At 44.1% G+C, this 19,626-nt stretch carries 15 protein-coding genes; 9 read left to right on the top strand and 6 right to left on the bottom strand.

Features of this window, described 5'->3' with window-relative positions; translation table 11 throughout:
* Positions 1-7: 7 nt before the first annotated feature.
* Together CXF60_RS12280 and CXF60_RS12275 are read left to right on the top strand one after the other, a co-directional pair.
* Positions 8-1,300, top strand: coding sequence for a PD40 domain-containing protein (locus CXF60_RS12280; protein ID WP_102092160.1), 1,293 nt, complete (start codon positions 8-10; stop codon positions 1,298-1,300).
* A 481-nt stretch (positions 1,301-1,781) separates the two neighbouring features.
* On the top strand, positions 1,782-3,188 hold the full coding sequence (locus CXF60_RS12275; protein ID WP_102092159.1) for a nucleobase:cation symporter-2 family protein: 1,407 nt from the start codon (positions 1,782-1,784) through the stop codon (positions 3,186-3,188).
* 142 nt (positions 3,189-3,330) lie between these two features.
* Here the strand turns inward: CXF60_RS12275 and CXF60_RS12270 are convergent, their stop codons facing one another.
* A complete protein-coding gene (locus CXF60_RS12270) occupies positions 3,331-3,996 on the bottom strand; it encodes a TetR family transcriptional regulator C-terminal domain-containing protein (protein ID WP_102092158.1) in 666 nt (221 codons plus the stop codon).
* A gap of 523 nt (positions 3,997-4,519) precedes the next feature.
* On the opposite strand from CXF60_RS12270, the gene uraD reads away from it, so the two are divergent.
* The 6 genes from uraD (at position 4,520) to CXF60_RS12240 (ending at position 9,769) form a co-directional block, all read left to right on the top strand.
* On the top strand, positions 4,520-5,041 hold the full coding sequence (gene uraD, locus CXF60_RS12265; protein ID WP_101204800.1) for a 2-oxo-4-hydroxy-4-carboxy-5-ureidoimidazoline decarboxylase: 522 nt from the start codon (positions 4,520-4,522) through the stop codon (positions 5,039-5,041).
* Positions 5,042-5,118: 77 nt separating this feature from the next.
* The gene (uraH, locus tag CXF60_RS12260) at positions 5,119-5,487 is read left to right on the top strand and encodes a hydroxyisourate hydrolase (RefSeq protein ID WP_102092157.1); all 369 of its coding nucleotides are present in this window, start codon (positions 5,119-5,121) and stop codon (positions 5,485-5,487) included.
* Positions 5,488-5,598: 111 nt separating this feature from the next.
* Positions 5,599-6,933: a urate hydroxylase PuuD gene (locus CXF60_RS12255; RefSeq protein WP_102092156.1), complete on the top strand. Its 1,335-nt coding sequence runs from the start codon at positions 5,599-5,601 to the stop codon at positions 6,931-6,933.
* Between the two features lie 81 nt (positions 6,934-7,014).
* The gene (puuE, locus tag CXF60_RS12250) at positions 7,015-7,995 is read left to right on the top strand and encodes an allantoinase PuuE (RefSeq protein WP_102092155.1); all 981 of its coding nucleotides are present in this window, start codon (positions 7,015-7,017) and stop codon (positions 7,993-7,995) included.
* A 119-nt stretch (positions 7,996-8,114) separates the two neighbouring features.
* Entirely contained in the window at positions 8,115-9,239 is a 1,125-nt protein-coding gene (alc, locus tag CXF60_RS12245) for an allantoicase (RefSeq protein ID WP_416376887.1), read from the top strand.
* Positions 9,239-9,769 (top strand): ureidoglycolate lyase, encoded by a 531-nt coding sequence (locus CXF60_RS12240; RefSeq protein WP_102092154.1) that lies wholly within the window; start codon positions 9,239-9,241, stop codon positions 9,767-9,769. The genes alc and CXF60_RS12240 overlap by 1 nt, the downstream gene beginning before the upstream one ends.
* Positions 9,770-9,861: 92 nt before the next feature.
* Here CXF60_RS12240 and guaD read toward each other — a convergent pair whose 3' ends face one another.
* The 5 genes from guaD to CXF60_RS12215 form a co-directional block, all read right to left on the bottom strand.
* Entirely contained in the window at positions 9,862-11,268 is a 1,407-nt protein-coding gene (gene guaD / locus CXF60_RS12235; protein ID WP_102092153.1) for a guanine deaminase, read from the bottom strand.
* Positions 11,269-11,372: 104 nt separating this feature from the next.
* On the bottom strand, positions 11,373-12,452 hold the full coding sequence (locus CXF60_RS12230; RefSeq protein ID WP_102092152.1) for an XdhC family protein: 1,080 nt from the start codon (positions 12,450-12,452) through the stop codon (positions 11,373-11,375).
* Positions 12,445-15,018 carry a xanthine dehydrogenase molybdopterin binding subunit gene (gene xdhB, locus CXF60_RS12225; RefSeq protein WP_102092151.1) on the bottom strand — a complete coding sequence of 858 codons (2,574 nt, stop codon included), beginning with the start codon at positions 15,016-15,018 and terminating at the stop codon, positions 12,445-12,447. Before xdhB ends, CXF60_RS12230 begins: the two co-directional genes overlap by 8 nt.
* A 93-nt stretch (positions 15,019-15,111) precedes the next feature.
* The gene (locus CXF60_RS12220) at positions 15,112-16,830 is read right to left on the bottom strand and encodes a xanthine dehydrogenase small subunit (RefSeq protein WP_102092150.1); all 1,719 of its coding nucleotides are present in this window, start codon (positions 16,828-16,830) and stop codon (positions 15,112-15,114) included.
* Positions 16,831-17,605: 775 nt separating this feature from the next.
* On the bottom strand, positions 17,606-18,223 hold the full coding sequence (locus CXF60_RS12215; RefSeq protein ID WP_102092149.1) for a flavodoxin family protein: 618 nt from the start codon (positions 18,221-18,223) through the stop codon (positions 17,606-17,608).
* A gap of 742 nt (positions 18,224-18,965) precedes the next feature.
* Here CXF60_RS12215 and CXF60_RS12210 point away from each other — a divergent pair.
* A partial coding sequence (locus CXF60_RS12210; protein ID WP_180958150.1) for a YeeE/YedE thiosulfate transporter family protein occupies positions 18,966-19,626 on the top strand: 661 nt, incomplete at its 3' end.

The following is a 19,626-nucleotide window of genomic DNA, read 5'->3' as shown; positions in this document are numbered from 1 at the left end:
TTTACTCATGCGCACCCACAAAAAACTACTAGTCTCATTACTCGCCAGCACTTCAGCATTGCTGATATCGCAAAGCGTGCTCGCTGCACCTGTTGTACTAGAATTGGACTATGAGATTCCGGTTCAGCAAAACCAAGTTGCGTTTGTATCGTTTGCGGGTGACTCGGTTTTGTCGCCGATTGTATTAAATGACTTGAGTAAAACCGAGCTAAAAGTAACCAATCAAGATCTACCGCAGCAGCTACACAGTAGTAAAGAGCTGACAGGTACATTACCTGTTTGGCAAAGCATGGGCATACCGTATCTGGTCGTCGGCAGTACGCGTACCAATCGTGGCAAAATAATCACCGATTATGAAGTCATCGATGTCAAATCTGGTCGCGTGATAGAAGGCAAGCAGAGCCTAACCGCTGACAACAATAGAGAAAGCATGCGTTATGCCGGTCATGTCATTGCAGACAAAGTATACGAGCTGATTACTGGTATTCCAGGAGACTTCTCAGGACACATTGCTTATATTGAGGAAACAGGGACTGGCAAGCAAAAGATCTCTCGTCTCAAAGTGATGGACGCTGATGGCGAAAATGCTAGAACCATTACTGAAGTCGCAGGCTCTATTTTTTCACCAGCATGGTCACCTGATGGCAACCGTATCGCCTACTCAGTACAACGTGAAAAATCATATCCCGTCATCTACGTGCAAAACGTCAGTGGCGGCGGCGCAACTGCCCTGACGCCTTTTTCAGGTAGCAACCTAAGCCCCTCGTTCTCTCCTGATGGCAGCAAGATATTATTCTCTAGCAGCTTTGAAGGTAGCGCTGATATCTATGAGATGAGCGCCAGCGGCGGTACACCTAGAAGGCTCACTAATTTACCGAGCAGTGAAGTGCAGCCAAGCTATGCACCAGACGGCAAATCTTTCGTTTTCGTCAGTGATAAAACTGGCTTTAACAAGCCGCAAGTCTATCGCTACGAGTTTGCTACGGGACAAACGACTAAAGTATCAAACGGTGGTTATGCAACCAGCCCGCAGTTTAGCAGTGACGGTACACAAATTGCCTTTTTGAGTGGACGCTCAGCCGCGATTATGAATAGCAATGGTGCGGTGACGACCAACCTTGGTAATACGGGTATCGATGAAGCCCCAAGCTTCTCACCCAATGGCAAGCGCGTGGTCTATGCGTCAACCCAAGGCGGCAAAGGTGTACTAACGATTAAATCATTGAATGGTGGCGAAGCGTTCGGTAAATCAGGACAAGGCATCATCCGCTCACCCGTATGGTCATCAAGCCCAAAGTAGCAATTTTGGTTATAGTAGAATAAATATCAAGTAAGCAAAATTGAAATGCCCCAATCATAGTCGTTATGGTTGGGCTTTTTTTGTTTAAAAAACAGCAATAGATATAACGATAGGTCTTAGTACTTATTCGTTCTCAATGGTCAGCACCCCTCTTCTTTGATCTGCTTTCCAATGTTACCTAACCCTCTCTCCTTCGTAACAAAACTGTAAACGCACTAGTATCAAAAAAAAACATTGCATTAACTTTCATTTTACCTATATCCTAAATAGGTCTGACTAATTGGTCAGGTTATTTAGATATTGGCCAACAAATATAAACTATTGCTGTTGTCTATTTTAAGGTCGGGAACTTACCCCTATTATTTGAATCGATAAAAAACAGGTCAAGGATTGGGTTTTAATTTTTATCTAATGATTTGTTACATTGTCTGATATCTACAGTTAAGCGGGTGCTAAGCAGTTATTTTAGGAGGAAACCACCATGAGTGAAAACGTTCCAGCGAATACTGATTTACTGTATAGACTGCATGACCGTCCCACCCCCATTAAAGCATTTTTAGGTGCTATACAGCACGTACTTGCAGCGTTTGTAGGTATCATCACACCCTCTCTTATCATAGGTGGCACATTAGGTTTAGGAGAGCATATCCCCTACCTTCTCAGTATGTCATTGATAGTATCTGGCGTTGCAACCTTTATTCAGACTCGTAAAGTAGGCCCTGTTGGCTCTGGTCTTATGGCATTACAAGGCACCAGTTTTGGTTTTTTGGCAGCGGTACTGACAGCAGGGTTTGTGGTAAAAAATCGCGGTGGTGGTCCAGAAGAGATATTATCCGTTATTTTTGGCGTTTCATTTCTCGGTGCATTTGTTGAGATATTTTTGAGTCAGTTTATTACCAAACTCAAATCTTTTATGAGCCCTATTGTTACAGGCTGCGTGATTGTCACGATTGGTTTGTCCCTAACAAAGGTAGGTCTCACTGATTTGGCAGGTGGGTTTGGTGCTGAGGATTTCGGTAGTATTCCAAACCTACTCTTAGGTGGTGGCGTACTCGTCAGTGTGGTGCTCATTAGCATTATTAACAATAAGGTTATTCGCTCAAGTGCTATCTTTATCGGTCTGATGTTAGGCTTGCTCGCTGCCGTATTTATGGGGCGCATTGATTTTTCATTGGTGTCTGAAGCGGATTTTTTCACCGTTCCCATTCCCTTCAAATATGGTTTTGGTTTTGATTGGCAGGCATTTATTCCCATTGCCTTTATGTACATCATTACCAGTATTGAGACCTCGGGTGATTTGACCGCTACCTCAATGATATCAGGTGAACCGATCAAAGGCCCTCTCTATGAGAAACGCATCAAAGGCGGTGTACTAGGAGATGGTGTTAACTCTCTGATTGCGGCGATATTCAATACCTTCCCTTTGACAACCTTTAGCCAAAACAACGGTGTAATCCAGATGACGGGTATTGCCAGTCGCTATGTGGGTTTCTATGTGGGCGGCATTCTATGCCTGATGGGGCTATTCCCCGTCCTTGGTGCTATTTTTACCCAATTACCGAAGCCTGTTGTTGGCGGCGTCACGCTACTGATGTTTGCGACGGTAGCGACTGCTGGTATTCGTATCTTATCTACCGTGCAATTCACGCATCGTAATGTCTTAATCATTGCTACCTCACTGGGTCTGGCAACGGGTATCGCCTTTGTCCCTGATGTACTGTCACAAACGCCCCAGTTCTTTCAGAATATCTTTGGCTCAGCGGTAACGATGGCAGGGATTGTGGCCATCACCCTTAATATGATTTTACCTCAAAACTATGGCATCGAGTTTGATACCAAAGCACAGCATGCAAAAGACAAATTAGAACCAACGCAAGAAGTCGCTTAATGCTAAACACAAGCTAGGGCTGAACATATCGAAGTGTTTCGCCGTAAACGAGGTGCACAGAAAAATAGAAATAATCTGTGCACTTCGCTGATTAAGCACCTGACTTATTAAATAGGCACCCTGTCAAATAGGTACCTTGTCATTATTCAAGGCCACAGCCTTTTAAAATAAAAGGCACCAGAAAGTCTGCCGCACGTGCTTCATCTGCTGCGTCATACGCCGTCTTATCCATTAATCCAACGATTTCAATCTCGAATTCAGCATAACGTTGGGTAGTCGCCCAAATCAAAATCAGTAGTTGTAGAGGATCAGTAATCCCAATTTTGCCTTGCTTGTGCCACTCTTTCATTACCTGTGCTTTATCGTGTACCCACTCCTTCATCGTAGTGGACATAAATTCATGCAAATGCGGTGCACCGCCGATAACTTCAATCGCAAACAATTTATGGCGACTTGGATTGACAAAGGCTTGATGTAGCTTGGTACGGACGAATTTTTCGATGACTGTTTTTGGGTCGCTATCTACTGTAATGGTTACCAAACCTTCGTTCCATTCTTGAATGATCGAACGCAGCACTGCCATGTAGAGATTCTTTTTGTTTTTAAAGTAGTAGTGAACATTGGCTTTAGGCAAGCCTGCTCTATCGGCAATACCCTGCATCGTGGCGCCGCGATAGCTTTGGAGCACAAACTCTTCTTCAGCTGCCGCTAAGATAAGCGCTTGGTTCTGTGCGCGAATGGCTTGTTGGCTACGGTGCGAGGGCGTATCAGTCACTGAGGTTTCTTCCTTTTGATTATTTTGAGTCATAGCAGTGGTATCTCACTTTAAGAGACAGGTTCGACAAAATAGTCGCTATATTTTGCTGTGTATTCTTGTATAAATACATAGATTTGATCAGCATAACCTGTTAAATAAAAATATTTCGCATAAAACAGTTGACCAATTAGTCAGGTTTTAGCAAAATGGGAACTGTAAATCAATTACGCCGTCATTAACTACCTCTTGCCAGACGTTTTAGACGGCCAAAATATCAGTGTTTCCTTAGCAAATCTGTTTCATATTGTCAGTTCACTATAACTTGAAATTATGCAAAGCGTATATAAGCGCCAAAGCTCTGACTACGAACACATAGATTATCGACTTTTGATTTTATGCAAATTAATAGCGATTAGCTTAATCAAAGCAGCCATAAAACTGAAACAGCCGCTGCTTATCAAGATTACTGCTTATACCTGTAAGTTTATGCAAATAACCATAAGGTATAAACCTCTATCAAACATTTATCGCCCGACACAGATAACGGGCTACCCTATTAGAAAAGGATGTCATCGTGAGCTTAACCTTAGCGCAATTCAACGATTTATCACAAGAAGTCGCCATCGCTCAGCTATTGACTTGCTGCACCAGTAAAAGCTGGGCTTATAAACTTGCAGACGCCCGCCCTTTTGTAGACGTTGATGCACTGCTAACAAGTAGCGACGCTATCTGGAACAAAGTACAAAATGATGAGGCTAACTTATTAGAAGCGTTTGATGGGCATCCACAAATCGGCAACGTAGCATCTCTAAAAGAGAAATACCGCAACACACAAAGTAGCGCCGCACACGAACAATCAGGCGCTAACGATGCAGCAGACGAAGTCCTCGAAGCACTTGCCAAAGGAAATCGCGACTATCTTGATAAATTTGGTTTTATTTTTATTGTCTTTGCGACGGGTAAAAGCGCGCAGCAAATGCTGGATCTACTATTAGCGCGCTTGCCTAATGATCGTGCCACAGAGCTTGCCAATGCAGCCGCTGAGCAAAATAAAATTACGCGTCTACGTTTAAACAAACTACTAGACAATGCTTAGACAGGCAAATAGTAGTCGCAGAGTTAGACTAGCATTTTTATCCTATTTATATTTCTCACAAATTTAAAGGAAGCATTATGTCTGCCACCCTATCATCACATATCTTAGACACTCATCTTGGCAAACCTGCGGCTGATGTCGCCGTTACCTTACACCGCATACGAGACAACGGTGCCGCCACATTATTGGCACATGGCACAACCAATAGTGATGGCCGTGTCACACCAGACGCTTGGCAGTTTGATACAGCCATCGATAGCACAGAGCATCAGCTAAATATTGGCCGCTATACCGTAACGTTTGATACTCAGTCTTATTTTAATGCTCAGCAGCTAACAGCATTTTACCCGCAAGTGGTTATCGACTTCGTGATAAACGATGCCAGTCATTATCACGTACCGCTCCTGCTTAGTGCGCACGGTTATAGCACCTATCGCGGATCGTAACTTTGGTGCTATTTAGCTCTCTGCGTTGTTATTAGCTTGCAAAAAATACTATCAAAAGAAATTATCAAGACATTTTATCAAGACACTGTCATATTAAAGGACATTTATTACATGGGCGCCTATCTTCTCGAATGGTTGAGTTTATTTTTCCGCTGGTTTCATGTTATCGCTGGGGTAGCATGGATTGGTGCATCGTTTTATTTTGTGTGGCTAGATCTAAGCCTACGCAAGCCGCCACAGTGGAAAACAGACAAAGGCATTTCGGGTGATCTTTGGGCCGTCCATGGCGGCGGGTTTTATGAGATTGCCAAATACAAACTCGAACCAGAAGAGATGCCAAAGACGCTACATTGGTTTAATTGGGAAGCTTATACCACTTGGCTGACGGGTGCGGCGATGATGTCTATCGTCTATTATGCCAATGCAACTGCCTACCTAATTGACCCAAGTAAAGTGCCTTTTACTAGTATCGGTGCCATCGCCACCAGCTTGCTTTTCTTGTTTGGCAGTTACTTCATTTATGAAGTTATCGTACGCAGTCATTTGGGTAAAAACGCCTTTATCTTTAGTACGCTGATTTTTATCTTGTTGGTCATCGCGAGCTGGGGTTCTTATCAGCTGTTTAGTGATCGCGCTTCGTTTATTCATATCGGTGCCATCTTGGGCACGGTGATGGTAGGTAACGTATTCTTCGGTATCATGCCGGCTCAGCGTGCGCTCGTTGACTGTGTGCGTCGCGGCGAAAAACCAGGTAAAGAAGTGGCTGAATTGGCATTACAAGCCAAAAATCGCTCACTGATGAATAACTACTTTACCCTACCGCTGATTTTTACCATGATCAGCAACCATTACCCAATGATGTATGCTCATGAGAAAGGTTGGTTGGTATTGGTCTTCGTCGGTATCATCACCGCGACTGCCCGTCATTACTTTAACCAAAAGCATTTGGGTCATAAAAAACCGCGCTACTTTGTCATTCCAGCCGTATTAACTGTATTATTAATTATCTGGATGCGACCTGAGCCGATTGAGCCAGCGCCAGCAATGCCTGCTACTACTTCAGTAGCACCTACGACAACTGATAGCACGCCGCCAGCTACGAGCGCGACTACTGACTCAAACACTGATACTGTTGCTAACGCTAATAACAGTTCTATTAGCACTGATGCAGCTACTGCTGAAGCCGTACCCGTGAGCGCGTCAGCAGATGACGCTATGATGGATGTCGTGCATACGCGCTGTAGTACTTGTCATGCTGTGCAACCGACACAACAAGGCTTTGCCGCACCGCCAGCAGGAATCATTTTGCAGACACCAGAAGACTTAAAAATCCATAAGGCGAAAATCGTCACTGCGGTACAAACTGGCTATATGCCGCTTGGTAATATTACTCAGTTGACGGATGCCGAGCGCCAACAGCTCGTAGCATATGCATCATCACTTTAATTTGTGATAAAAAATAACTGTCCTTTACGAGCAATATTTTAATAAACATTTAAGGCTCTAAGCGATATAGGAATATAGATAATGAGCAAAAAAATTACCAGTGACTTTGATATCAGTACATATCCCCGCGACCTAAAAGGCTATGCTGGCAATCCACCAAAAGCGAACTGGCCAGGCGGCGCAAAAATCGCCGTACAGTTTGTATTAAACATCGAAGAAGGTGCAGAAAATAGCGTCATCCATGGCGATGGTCAATCAGAGCGTTTTTTATCTGATATTTTAGGCACACCAGAATTTAACAACCGTCACCAGTCTATTGAATCTGCATTCGAATACGGTAGCCGTGTCGGCGTATGGCGTGTGCTAGATGTCTTTAAAGATTATGGTATTCCTATCACCACGTTTACCTGTGCCGCCGCTGCTGAAAAAACACCGCATATTATCGAGCGTGTATTAGAAGACGGTCATGAGATTGCCAGTCATGGTCTACGCTGGATTACTTATCAGGATATGTACCGTGAAACGGAGCGCGAACACATTCGCTGTGCCACCCAAATATTTAAACGTATGCTCGGTGGTCAACCTCTCGGCTGGTATACAGGACGCGATAGTCCAAATACTCGTGAACTGGTCGCTGAACAAGGTGGCTATACCTATGACTCTGACTCGTACGGTGATGAATTACCATATTGGCTCAATGTAAAGGTCCAAGATGGTAATCTGATCACGCGCAAGCCGCATTTGGTCATACCTTATAGCCTCGAGACCAATGACATGCGTTTTTCTTCTAGCCCAGGATTCACCCACGCTGAACCATTTTATCAATATCTCAAAGACAGCTTTGACACCTTATACGAAGAAGGCGCACACACCCCTAAAATGCTGACTATTGGCTTGCATTGTCGCATTATCGGGCGTGCAGGACGCATCAAAGCGCTAAAACAGTTTTTGCAATATATCACCGCTAAGCCCGACGTATGGATATGCCGCCGTGATGATATCGCCAAGCACTGGTATGAAAACCATCCTGCCACGTCAGACAATACTTCCAACTGGATGTAAGCTAGGCTATCGTCCTAGTACTAGTTCTGCTTAGCTGAGCGAGTGCGAATTGGCATAGATTAATATATAAAATAAGCCATACGTTATTAATAAACACCATTATTAAAAAAGGAATCATTGTGAGTCAACACACTTCAGAAGTTGGACAAATTATCTCTGCAAACAATCTACCTGATGCCCTGCCAGCATTTACCAAAAAATCAAACGTCGCCGACAGTCGTTTGGGCGCAAAATCGCTATTCGCCACCGACGATTTTTTTGCGGATAAAAGCCGTATTCTAAATCCTGATGCACCTATCTTTGTCGTGGGTAAATTCGATGACAACGGTAAGTGGATGGATGGCTGGGAAACTCGTCGCAAGCGCCACTTGGGTTACGATTATTTAGTTATCCAGCTTGCTCGCCCAACCAAAATTGCTGGTCTTGATATTGATACCAGTCACTTTACGGGTAACTTTCCCTCTTCAGCTAGTGTCGATGCCTTGTACGCGCCCGAGCTGCTGCAGCAAGATGAAGCTGAACTTACCAGTCTAAGCAAAGAAGATTGGGACAATAAAAACTGGCAGGCGCTAGTAGGTATGACCCCACTTCAAGGGCACAATCATGAGCTTATCGAGATTGATCATGGGCAAACGGTCACCCATGTTCGTTTAAACATTTATCCAGATGGCGGCGTTGCCCGACTACGTGTCTATGGTGATATCCAACTTGATGCCAGCCTAAACATACAAGGCGAGACACTTGACTTGGCAGGCGCGTTAAACGGTGGTCGTGCGATTGCTAGTAACGATGCACATTTTGGTGCGGCTAGTAATTTACTACTACCAACTAAAGCGCCTAATATGGGTGATGGTTGGGAGACTCGTCGTCGCCGTGAGCCAGGCAATGACTGGTGCATCATTGCGCTAGGTCAAGCAGGTATCGTTGATTCCATCGAGATAGATACTGCCCACTTTAAAGGCAATTACCCTGATAAGGTCTCGATCCAAGCCGTCTACTCACCAAATACGCCAGAGCAAACTTTAGTGACTCAAAGTATGTTCTGGGAAACTCTGCTTGAGCCGCAAAAAACCAATGCTGATGATATTCATCACTTTGGTAAAGACAAGCTTCAACTTAATAAACCCATTACTCATATTCGGGTCAATATCTTCCCAGACGGTGGCATCAGCCGCGTGCGTGTATATGGCAAAATTGCTGAGGTTGATACTGGTGCTGGTACTAACAGTAAAGAGGCTAAATAATGAGTGTCACTCTAACGGCTAAGCCTTTGACCAAGGCAAACTTTGCCCCCTATGGCTCGGTCATCGAGCGCTATAGTGATAATGAGCAAACCGCTGATAATACTTATGAGATCAATAATGGCTATGCGGTTCGTCATCATGCACTTGCCGAAAGTAAACTAGACGGTGGTGCAGTTGGCATGAGTATCTTTCGAGCCAAAAAGCGTGAGAATCCGATTGCCCTTTCGGTCATGGAATATCATCCGCTTGGGACACAAGCATTTGTATCTATGGAAGGCCAAGACTATATCGTCGTCGTCGCTAAAGCTGGTGTGCCGCCGCAGTCGCCTGATGACCTAGCAGTGTTTTACGCGAAATCTCACCAAGGTGTACAGTACGACGCTAATGTCTGGCATCACCCTCTACTCGCGCTTGGTCGTGACAGTGATTTCTTAGTTATTGATCGTATCAATGGCGAGGGTAATAACTGTTATGAGATTGATATCACGGATTGGCATGTGTTTATTGAGTTAAAAGGCGAATGCAACTAAGCTGTCATTAAGCACAAATCAATTTGATAAAAGCCCTGTTTATGTTTAACATAAACAGGGCTTTTTCTTTATTCATATTTTTCGCTAATTTATTAAGCAGTTGATTTACGATAACGACTCACGCCTGCGATTACCGTCTGATCAATTACTCTATCATCGCCTAGCATCATTAGCACAAACAACTGTTCTTCCAGTGTCTTGGTCTGCGCCATACGTCGCTCAAGCAATTCCGTTGCACCCATATCGATGACCACAAAATCCGCTTCTTTATTTGGCATAAAGTTACCGATTTTATTATCCCATAATAGCGACTGGGCATTACCCAACGTAATTTGATATAGCCCTTGGTGAGCGGATAGTTGATTGCTTTGTAGTTGTTGGATTTTATACGCTTCTGACAGAGTCGTCAGCATCGACAGACTCGTCCCTGCTCCAACGTCAGTGGCGATACTGACACCGGTATAACTTAACGTCTTGGGTAAATCGAATAGTCCACTACCCAAAAACAGGTTGGACGTCGGACAGTGTGATATTTGTGTGCCAGTTGCGCGCAGACGCTCATACTCAGATATTTCAAGGTGAATACCATGTGCCAAAGTCGTACGTCGACCCAGTAATCCCATCGTATCATAGACGTCTAGATAGCCTTTATGATTGGGATACAGCTGTTTCACAAAAGCTATCTCATCATGATTTTCTGCAAGATGCGTCTGCAGATAAACACTCTCGTAACTGGCATACAGCTCACCTGCCATTTGTAGTTGCTTGGGTGTCGAAGTAATAGCAAAGCGCGGGGTAATCGCCACATGCTGACGGCCGCGCTCATGCCAGTTATCAATGATGTTCTGGGTATCTCGAATGCCTTGCTCAGCAGGCACACACAAATTATCAGGCGCATTTTGATCCATCAAGACATTACCCGTGATCATACGAGTATTGAGCTTGTGACTTTCCGTAAAAAATGCGTTCACTGATTCAGGATGACTGGTAGAAAACACCATGGCGCTCGTCGTACCATTGGCAAGCAATTGGTTTAAGAAGAACTGCGCCGTATCATGTGCTACTTTTGGATCGCCAAAATTGGCCTCAGTGACGAAAGTATAATTGTTAAGCCAGTCAAGTAATTGCTCGCCGTAAGCAGCAATCATATCTATTTGCGGATAATGTACATGAGTGTCAATAAAGCCTGGCATGATAAGCTTATCACTATAGTCATGCACCTTGACCACTAACTGGTCTACTTGCTCAGAGGTATTAGTATATTTCGCTAATATTGTCTCGTTATGCCCATACTCTACAATGCACCCTGTCACATCATTTACGACAAGCGCACCATCAGCGATATATTCAGGATAAACCTGTACACCTTCAATCACTGGTAGTAACGTTACGTCTCGTTCCACAGCTAATGTCTGTGAATGATCAGAGGTTGTACGCTCAGTACGATCGCTTTCGGTCAAGTAGTGCAGCAGTCGAGCTTGATAAATATGTAGGGTCATTCGTAGATCTCACAATGGCTTGGTAGTCCTGAGCGTTTTGATAAATAGTACTGAGCGCTTTAATAATTTGATAAAAAGTATAAAAGTTATATGAAGTGAGCCGTTCAAGGAGTAGCCTGATGATACTGTTGTAGGAGCTGTGCCACGATAGAAACCGCCACCGCCATCGGCTCTTTTCCGCCAATTTGCAATCCAATTGGCATGACCAACTGATTGACCAGTTGCTCACTGTAGCCACGCTGCATCAAGCGATCTTTAAAACGCTTGGCTTTGGTTGCCGAGGCAATGCAACCTACGTAAGGTGTCGAGATATCTGAGCATTTATCGTGAGGTAAGCTAGTATCAGAAATAGTATCTAATGCTGCTCGTACTAGCTCAAAATCAACACTATGGTCATGAGTCATAACCAGAATAAAACGCTGACCACCCTGCTCGATAAATGGGCGCACAAAATCTACAGGCTCATCATCGATATGCGGACGGATATGCGCTGGTAAGTTATAAAGTTTGGATTTGCTTAATGCTGATTGTAGTTCTGCAGTTTGATTGTGTAGCTCTGTACTTTGATAAGTAAAATCTGTTTGACCAGATTTATTGGTGCTAAGTTTATTAGTGCTTGCTTGGTTAATATTAGATTTATCCACTAAATAACGCTCAAACATCTCTGGGCGACTGTCTACCCAATCTACCTGACAAGGCAACTCAGCGAGGATGGTCATTAGCGCTGATGCTACATGCCCTGCACCAAACACTAGTACTGACATCGGCGGTGTCACGTTAAAGCATTCGAACATAACGGTGACGCTACCCCCGCAACACTGCGCCAACTTTGCACCTAGCGGGTAGTGCTTAGTATAGACAGCTTCACGGCGCACTGCTTTAGAAGATACTGACGCGCTTTCACTGTCAGTTTCAGAAACTTTTGGTTTGACTTGTTTGGATACCGTGGCTGCTATTTCACCGTTTAGTAGTTGACGAGCAGTAGTAATCACATCGTGCTCAAGACCGCCGCCGCCCAAGGTGTCTACGATGCCATCTTGCGTGACGATCATCTTTGCCTGTAGCGCTCGAGGCGCAGATCCATTTACGGCTACGACTGTCGCCAACACGTGAGCAATGCCTTGCTGCTGATATCGCGCTAGACCTTCATACCAGACGACTGGCGGTGCTAGCGACTCATTCACTGTGTGCAGGACCTCTTGCCCCTGCTACATTTGGATGCTCTATCGCATTAGGCTGGTCATCAGTTTGTTTCCCTTTAACTTCTTTTGGATCGATGTCTTTGGCATGACGTACGTCTTGTGGCATTGCTTTTTCATTGTAAAGGTCACTGTTCTCTTCTGCGCCTTTTACTAAACTATCAACCGTATCTGTATCTGCTTTAGTTGTTAAATCCCACGACGTGCCTTGCATGCGCATCACTGCTTTTAATACCGCTTCTGGCGTCGCAGGCATGGTCAGCTCTGGATTCTTTTTATAATCACCAAGGCTCGCGACCGCATTATTGAGGGCACACCAAACACTGGCTGCCAACATAAACGGCGGCTCGCCAACGGCTTTAGAGTTATAAATAGTCTGTTCTTCGTTTTTGCGATCGTACAATTTGACATTCCACTGCTTAGGCAAGTCATGCGCGGTTGGGATTTTATAATTAGCAGGACTATCAGATGCGAGCTTACCTTTATCATTCCAGATCAGCTCTTCTGCCGTGAGCCAACCCATACCTTGCACAAAACCCCCTTCAATCTGACCAATGTCAATGGCAGGGTTGATCGATTGTCCTGCATCATGCAGCACATCACAGCGTAGTACTTTGTACTCACCTGTCAACGTATCAATCTCAACCTCAGCGCAGGCAGCGCCTAAGGCAAAGTAGAAGAACGGACGTCCCCATGCTTTAGAGCGATCATAAAATATCTTAGGCGTTTTATAGTAGCCAGTAGACGACAAGCTGATACGGTTCTGGTACGACAGTTGAATCATTTCAGCAAAAGTCAGTGTTTCTTTATCGCCAATATAGACATGGTTCTTTTCAAAACGTATGTCTTCTTGCGCTACGTCGAAATGCTCAGCGGCAAATTCAAGTATGCGAGCTTTAATGCTTAGACAAGCGTTCTGTGCTGCCTTACCATTAATATCGGTACCTGATGACGCAGCTGTTGGTGATGTATTAGGCACTTTATCCGTACGTGTCGCTGACACCTTAACCGTGTCCAGATCAACATCAAATTCATTGGCAACAATTTGGGCGATTTTAATATACAGCCCTTGCCCCATCTCCGTACCACCGTGATTGAGGTGGATACTGCCATCGGTATAAATATGTACCAATGCACCTGCCTGATTGAGCGTTTGTACCGTGAATGAAATACCGAATTTTACTGGCGTTAAAGCAAGACCCAAACGTTTATCACTGCCTTCAGCGGCAGCTTTTTGATTGGCTTTTAGGATTTGCTGACGGCGGTTGTCATAATCGCAATCGTCTGCCAGTTTGGTCATGATGGTCGCTAAATCAAAGTGCTCAATCGTCTGACCGTAATGCGTGCTTTGACCATCTTGATATAAGTTTGCTAAGCGAACTTGTAGCGGATCCTGCCCCAGTGTATAGGCAATATGGTCCATCATATATTCAGCAGTCATCAGACCTTGCGGACCACCAAACCCTCGATAGGCAGTATTGGATACGGTATGCGTTTTGCAGCGATGACCTGCTACATGAGCAGCTGGATAATAATAGGCATTATCACAATGAAACATCGCTCTATCAACGATGGCATCAGACAAATCTGGCGCATAGCCACACAAGCCAGCCAACTGCATATCGACGCCTAATATACGACCAGACTCGTCTAAGCCGACTTCGTAACGATTAGCAAACTCATGGCGTTTACCGGTCACCACCATGTCATCTTGGCGATCTAAACGCATACTGACAGGGACATTATGGCGTTTGGCGATGATACCGCATAGACACGCCCAAGCAGCGGCTTGCGTTTCTTTACCACCAAAGCCGCCACCCATACGGCGCACGACTGTGTTTACCGCATGAAATGGTAGATCTGTCACTTCGGCGACCAGCTGCTGTACTTCGCTTGGATGCTGTGACGACGTATACACTTCTAGCCCGCCATCATCACAAGGCACGACATAAGACACTTGGCCTTCGAGATAAAAGTGCTCTTGCCCGCGCATATGAATATGGCCTTCAATGCGAATCGGTGAATTCTCAAGTGCAGTCGCCGCGTCACCACGCTTCATAAAATGACTCGGACGCACAAATAACTCTTGCTCTAACGCTTTATCAATACTAAGTACCGCTGGCAATGGCTCATACTCCACCACTGCCTTTGTCGCAGCTTTTTTGGCAGCGCGATGACTACTTGCTACTACTACAAATAACGTCTGACCCACATACTCTGTGATGTCATCCACCATCAGTGGCTCACCGTCGAACACCGCACCGATATCCGTCTGCGCAGGCAAATCTTTAAAACTTAAGACATCTACCACCCCATCCGCATCTCTAACAGCGCTCAAGTCCATACTCAGTACACGTGCATGAGCGTGGCTGCTTTTACCTACTGCCAGATGTAGCGTGCCTTGCGGTTTTGCAATATCATCCACATAAGTCGCCGTCCCCATGACATGGCTAATCGCACTATCATGCTTAGCCGAGGTACCAATTTTGTTTTTTGGCGGACGCACGCGGCGGATACTATAACTGTCAAATAAAGACGAATGATGGCTCATGGCGGATCTCTTTTATTAGGACGCTTTTATTAATGCTCTTTTTTTTGGCAAATATAACGATAAGGCGGTATTAGCAATTTACAACTCTGCTAATTAAGCAGTCTCAGTCTGTCTACCTGCTACCAATTGCTTACCGCACTTCACCAGTAGACGCTGTACCACATGTGAGCGATATTCGCGGCTGGCTCTGACATCGGTCATAGGCGTAACGTCTGCAGACAAGACTTGTGCTGCTTGCTCAAAACTCGCAACTTCAGCCGCTTGCCCAACGAGCGCTTGCTGACAGGTTGTAGCTAATAACGGTATGGCAGCCATGCCACCAAGCCCAAGCTTTGCATTCTCTATCGTCATGCCATCTGCTGATACATCGATTCGCGCAGCCAATAGACACGCTGAAATATCATCTTCGTAGCGTTTGCTAATTTTATGAATAAATAAGTGCTGATTGTCATGCATCAGAGGAATATGGATAGCGACTACGTAACTGCCTGCTTGCAGTTTGGTCTTTTTATAATCTAAGAAAAATTCTGATAACAGTATGATTTCATCCGTATAAATCGAATCGCTATTATCTAAATTTTCACCTGATTCTTTACGATTAGGCGCGCAATAACGCAGCTGAATTGACGCATCTAACGCTAATAAAATCGGTGGTAAATCACCAATTGGAGAAGCGTTGGCTATATTGCCGCCGATGGTGCCCATATTACGGATTTGCGGAGAGGCAATACGCTCAAATACTTGCGCAAAGCTTGGAAAATACTGCTCAAGCACAGGCAACATCTGCTGATAGCTCATGCCAGCGCCCAGTACTAGTATTTGACTAGAACTTTGCTCGTTATCCGATTCTTCATTGCTTGAGTCAGACTTTGCGTCAAATAATGACCATGATTTTAGTGCCTCAACAGCTGAAAGCTGGATAATGACCTCGTGATCGACTAAGTGCTGAGTTACGCTCAATCCCAAGTCCGTACCGCCTGCCCAAATCGTAGCCTGCGGATAGGCCGCTAATACTTGATTAAGTTCATCTAGTGACTTGGGCATATATAACTGTCGCCCAGCATCACTGATTACAGGTGCAATCGCTTGCGACTCTTCATTCTTTAATTCGACGTTATCTGGCACGTTTCCAGATACTGCTGATTCTTTTGTACTACGCATCGCGTCTGTGGCTAGACTGATAGTCAAGTCTTTCACCGCTGAATGCTCCGCCTCTCTCTGCTGACCGATATCGCTCATCAATAGGCCTGCCTCGATAATCGGTCGATAGCCTGTACAGCGACATAGGTTGCCAGATATTGAAGCAACCACTTCATCGTAACTTAATTGCTTGGTATCCTTCTGACTTGCTGCTTCTTGACTTGTCTGCATACGATTGTTTTCGTAAACACAAGCCAGCGACATCACAAACCCAGGCGTGCAAAAACCGCACTGCGACCCGTGACATTCAACCATCGCTTGCTGCGCTGGATGCAGCAGAGCACGTTCTGGATGATGCTCAGGATTATCTGCCAAATAAGAAGCCGTCATCAGATGATGACCATCCATGAGCGACACTAGCGTAATGCAGGAGTTGATCGTATAGAACGGTGGCGTAGCATTTTTTTCGTCGCCATTTTCATCATTAAGCGCTGGCTGGCTAGCATTAGGCAGGCGCTGAACCATCACAGTACAGGCACCACAATCACCACTACCACAACCTTCCTTCGTATCCGTTTGGCCTTCATGCAATCGTAGATACTCAAGCACCGTCGTATTAGGGTTAAGCTGGGTTAGCTCGTGGCGTTTCCCATTTAAGTAAAAACTAATCATAGCAAGACTCGGCTAAAATAAAATAATGAAGATAAGCATAAGGCTTAAAGAATTTGATGGCTCAAATGCTGAACGTAAGCACTTGGTTTGTATCTTGCTAACACATTCTTAAGAGATAAAAAAATCAGCACAACGCACTTTTTTATATCAAGTAAGCTGGTTGCAAATATGAGCATTCATCGAACAAATTTGTTAGAAAACTCGTACTATAGGATACTTGACTATTTAGTCAGCTTTCAACATATTATCACTATTCTTATTTATAACACAACCCGTTAAAATGCCTATAGGTACTATCAAACAGTTGGCTAATTTTATATATAGCGAGTAAAGCTGAGCGTTAGATAAGCCATATTACAAACAGCGAGATAGCCTGCGTAAGAACAGTACCGAATACATATATCTCCTTTAAACTGCTATCAGCAGCTGATTTTTATATATAATGTCTGCAAATAAGCCTGACTCTACACTACTATTATTACTAATGATGATTAGTCGTGATATATCGTTGGGCTGAAATCGTTTTTGAGATATTACTATGAAGTCATTTGCCTTTACCTATTTGCTAGTAGCAACGATGCTACTAGGAGGTTGTCAATCATTTCAATTCGTTGACAGTCCTATCCCCGTGAAGCCCGCCCCTACTAAGCTTGTTGCTCCATAAAAAGCCTAGCGCTTAATCGCACTTATCGCTCAATAAAAATCGGCACAAAAAAAAGCAGACATCAATAATGTCTGCTTTTTTATTTAATTGCTCTGTCGGTTCTAGCTTTTTTTAGAGCTTAGCATCAGCTGGTTGATGCTTAATAATCGTTTTGGCTAGATGATCTCCAAACCAAATAGCAGTATCAATATCGCCCGAACCTGGTGTCTCTTCAGGTGGCCCATCAAGCGACTGAGTCATTAGTCCCAAAAAGCTAGACAGACGGTTTAAGTCGTGAGCCTCATGACCTGTTGGCATCAATGGCAGACCAATCCAATTCATACCATGTTGCATCGCATATAGAGAAATCTGCTGCAATACAGCAAGTTTATCACCACTCAGTCCACCCGAATTGGCAAACGCTGCTGCCCACTTACCTTCCCATTTGCGATGATACCAACGCTTAGATGTCTCATCCATAAAAGTCTTAAATTCAGCCGTCACACTGCCCATATACACTGCGCTGCCGAAAACCAGCAAATCTGCCTGATCTAAATAATCCCAATCAACATCATACACATCGACAGCCTTGGCTTGCGCTTCTGGCAACTGCTGATGCGCACCTTGTACTATCGCCTCAGCGACACGCTTGGTATGACCATAATTACTATGGAAGATAACAGCGATTGAGACATTAGGCGCGTTATCAGTAGATGTAGAGGTGTTAGACGATTTAGCAGGTGTATTCATACGTACTCTAATAATAAATAATTGGTTGAATAATAAAACTTATAAAATATTGGATACTTAGCCACAGTCGATAGCTAGTGACTTCACTTTCACGATAAATGCTTATCGATAGCTCAAGCTCTTAAGCTTTCAGGCGATATAACAGAATCAAGCAACGCTTCTTTGAGTCAATTTAACTGGCAGAAATATCAATGACGATAGAGCAACCGCATAGTCTTTAATTGCACAGTCTTTAACTGCACTATCTTTAATTACATAGTGTTTATACGGCAGCATATACATACCAGTATATATGCGATGAACTTTATTGAATTCAAGTCCATTGTATCAGACGTATTTTTGTTTTTAAGTTATTTATTAAAGTCTGACTAATCAGAGCACATGTACTTTTAATATATTTTATATAAATGGGTAAGTCGCCTTAACTGATAATATGACACAAACAACTTCCTGATACCTAATAAACCTATAATTATCAGTAGTATAGACAATTATTAATATCAGATCGTACACACAACAGCCCGTTTATTCCATATAGTCATATATTAATTCTATTTTTCTAACTACTTCGTATTTACATTAATGACAATAGGATTATGATGTAACGCTTGTTACTGCTTAACCAAATCAATCGAATTAACAGAAATACAGTTTCCAATTCTGCAAACCTGCGTAACTATACTCATATAAATTATTATAAAAATGATATCTGATAACATCATCGGATAAGGAAGCTATTACCTTGACTACTCTCGTTCAACCTGTAAACGACACAAAAGATCCTATCGTCAGAGATGATCTGGCGTTAAATGCACCACAAAAATCCTTAATTATGGGAGGTGGCATCGTAGGATTGATGATGCTTGCGTATCTATTAGCCACTCAACATATCTCTCAATCATTGCTACTTGGCATAGGTCTTTTGTTAGGCTATACCCTTTTTCATGCCCGCTTTGGCTTTACCTCTGCTTTTAGACGTATGATGGCAGTGGGCAATGGTCAAGCGATGCGCTCTCACATGCTAATGTTGGCGGTTGCTGTCACGCTGTTTGCGCCAATCCTTGCTTATGGCACGACGCTATTTGGCGGTCCTGTCGCAGGTTATGTCGCGCCATTAGGGGTCAGTCTAGTTGTAGGTTCATTTGTATTTGGTATCGGCATGCAATTGGGCGGCGGCTGTGCCTCTGGTACGCTCTATGCGGTAGGCGGTGGACGCTCTGTTATGTTCATCACCTTTATTTTCTTCATAGTGGGCGCCACGATTGGTGCTTATCACTTGCCATTCTGGACAGAAGAGATGCCCGCTTATGCGCCTTTCTCTTTGGCAACCTCTACAGGTCTTGGTTATACAGGGGCATGGCTGGTGTCGCTGGCCATATTCGGCATTATCGCATGGGTGACGT

It is taken from the genome of Psychrobacter sp. 4Bb (genome assembly GCF_002836735.1).
GTDB lineage: Bacteria > Pseudomonadota > Gammaproteobacteria > Pseudomonadales > Moraxellaceae > Psychrobacter.
Note: the sequence above shows the minus strand (reverse complement) of the source record. Positions and strands in the feature narration are given on the sequence as shown.

Excerpts from the sequence above, each read along its gene's own strand:
- CXF60_RS12240 (WP_102092154.1), top strand. The coding sequence starts at position 9,239 with ATGAGTGTCACTCTAACGGCTAAGCCTTTGACCAAGGCAAACTTTGCC.
- guaD (WP_102092153.1), bottom strand. The coding sequence starts at position 11,268 with ATGACCCTACATATTTATCAAGCTCGACTGCTGCACTACTTGACCGAA.
- uraH (WP_102092157.1), top strand. The coding sequence starts at position 5,119 with ATGTCTGCCACCCTATCATCACATATCTTAGACACTCATCTTGGCAAA.
- CXF60_RS12280 (WP_102092160.1), top strand. The coding sequence starts at position 8 with ATGCGCACCCACAAAAAACTACTAGTCTCATTACTCGCCAGCACTTCA.
- CXF60_RS12215 (WP_102092149.1), bottom strand. The coding sequence starts at position 18,223 with ATGAATACACCTGCTAAATCGTCTAACACCTCTACATCTACTGATAAC.
- CXF60_RS12255 (WP_102092156.1), top strand. The coding sequence starts at position 5,599 with ATGGGCGCCTATCTTCTCGAATGGTTGAGTTTATTTTTCCGCTGGTTT.
- CXF60_RS12275 (WP_102092159.1), top strand. The coding sequence starts at position 1,782 with ATGAGTGAAAACGTTCCAGCGAATACTGATTTACTGTATAGACTGCAT.
- CXF60_RS12220 (WP_102092150.1), bottom strand. The coding sequence starts at position 16,830 with ATGATTAGTTTTTACTTAAATGGGAAACGCCACGAGCTAACCCAGCTT.
- xdhB (WP_102092151.1), bottom strand. The coding sequence starts at position 15,018 with ATGAGCCATCATTCGTCTTTATTTGACAGTTATAGTATCCGCCGCGTG.
- CXF60_RS12270 (WP_102092158.1), bottom strand. The coding sequence starts at position 3,996 with ATGACTCAAAATAATCAAAAGGAAGAAACCTCAGTGACTGATACGCCC.
- puuE (WP_102092155.1), top strand. The coding sequence starts at position 7,015 with ATGAGCAAAAAAATTACCAGTGACTTTGATATCAGTACATATCCCCGC.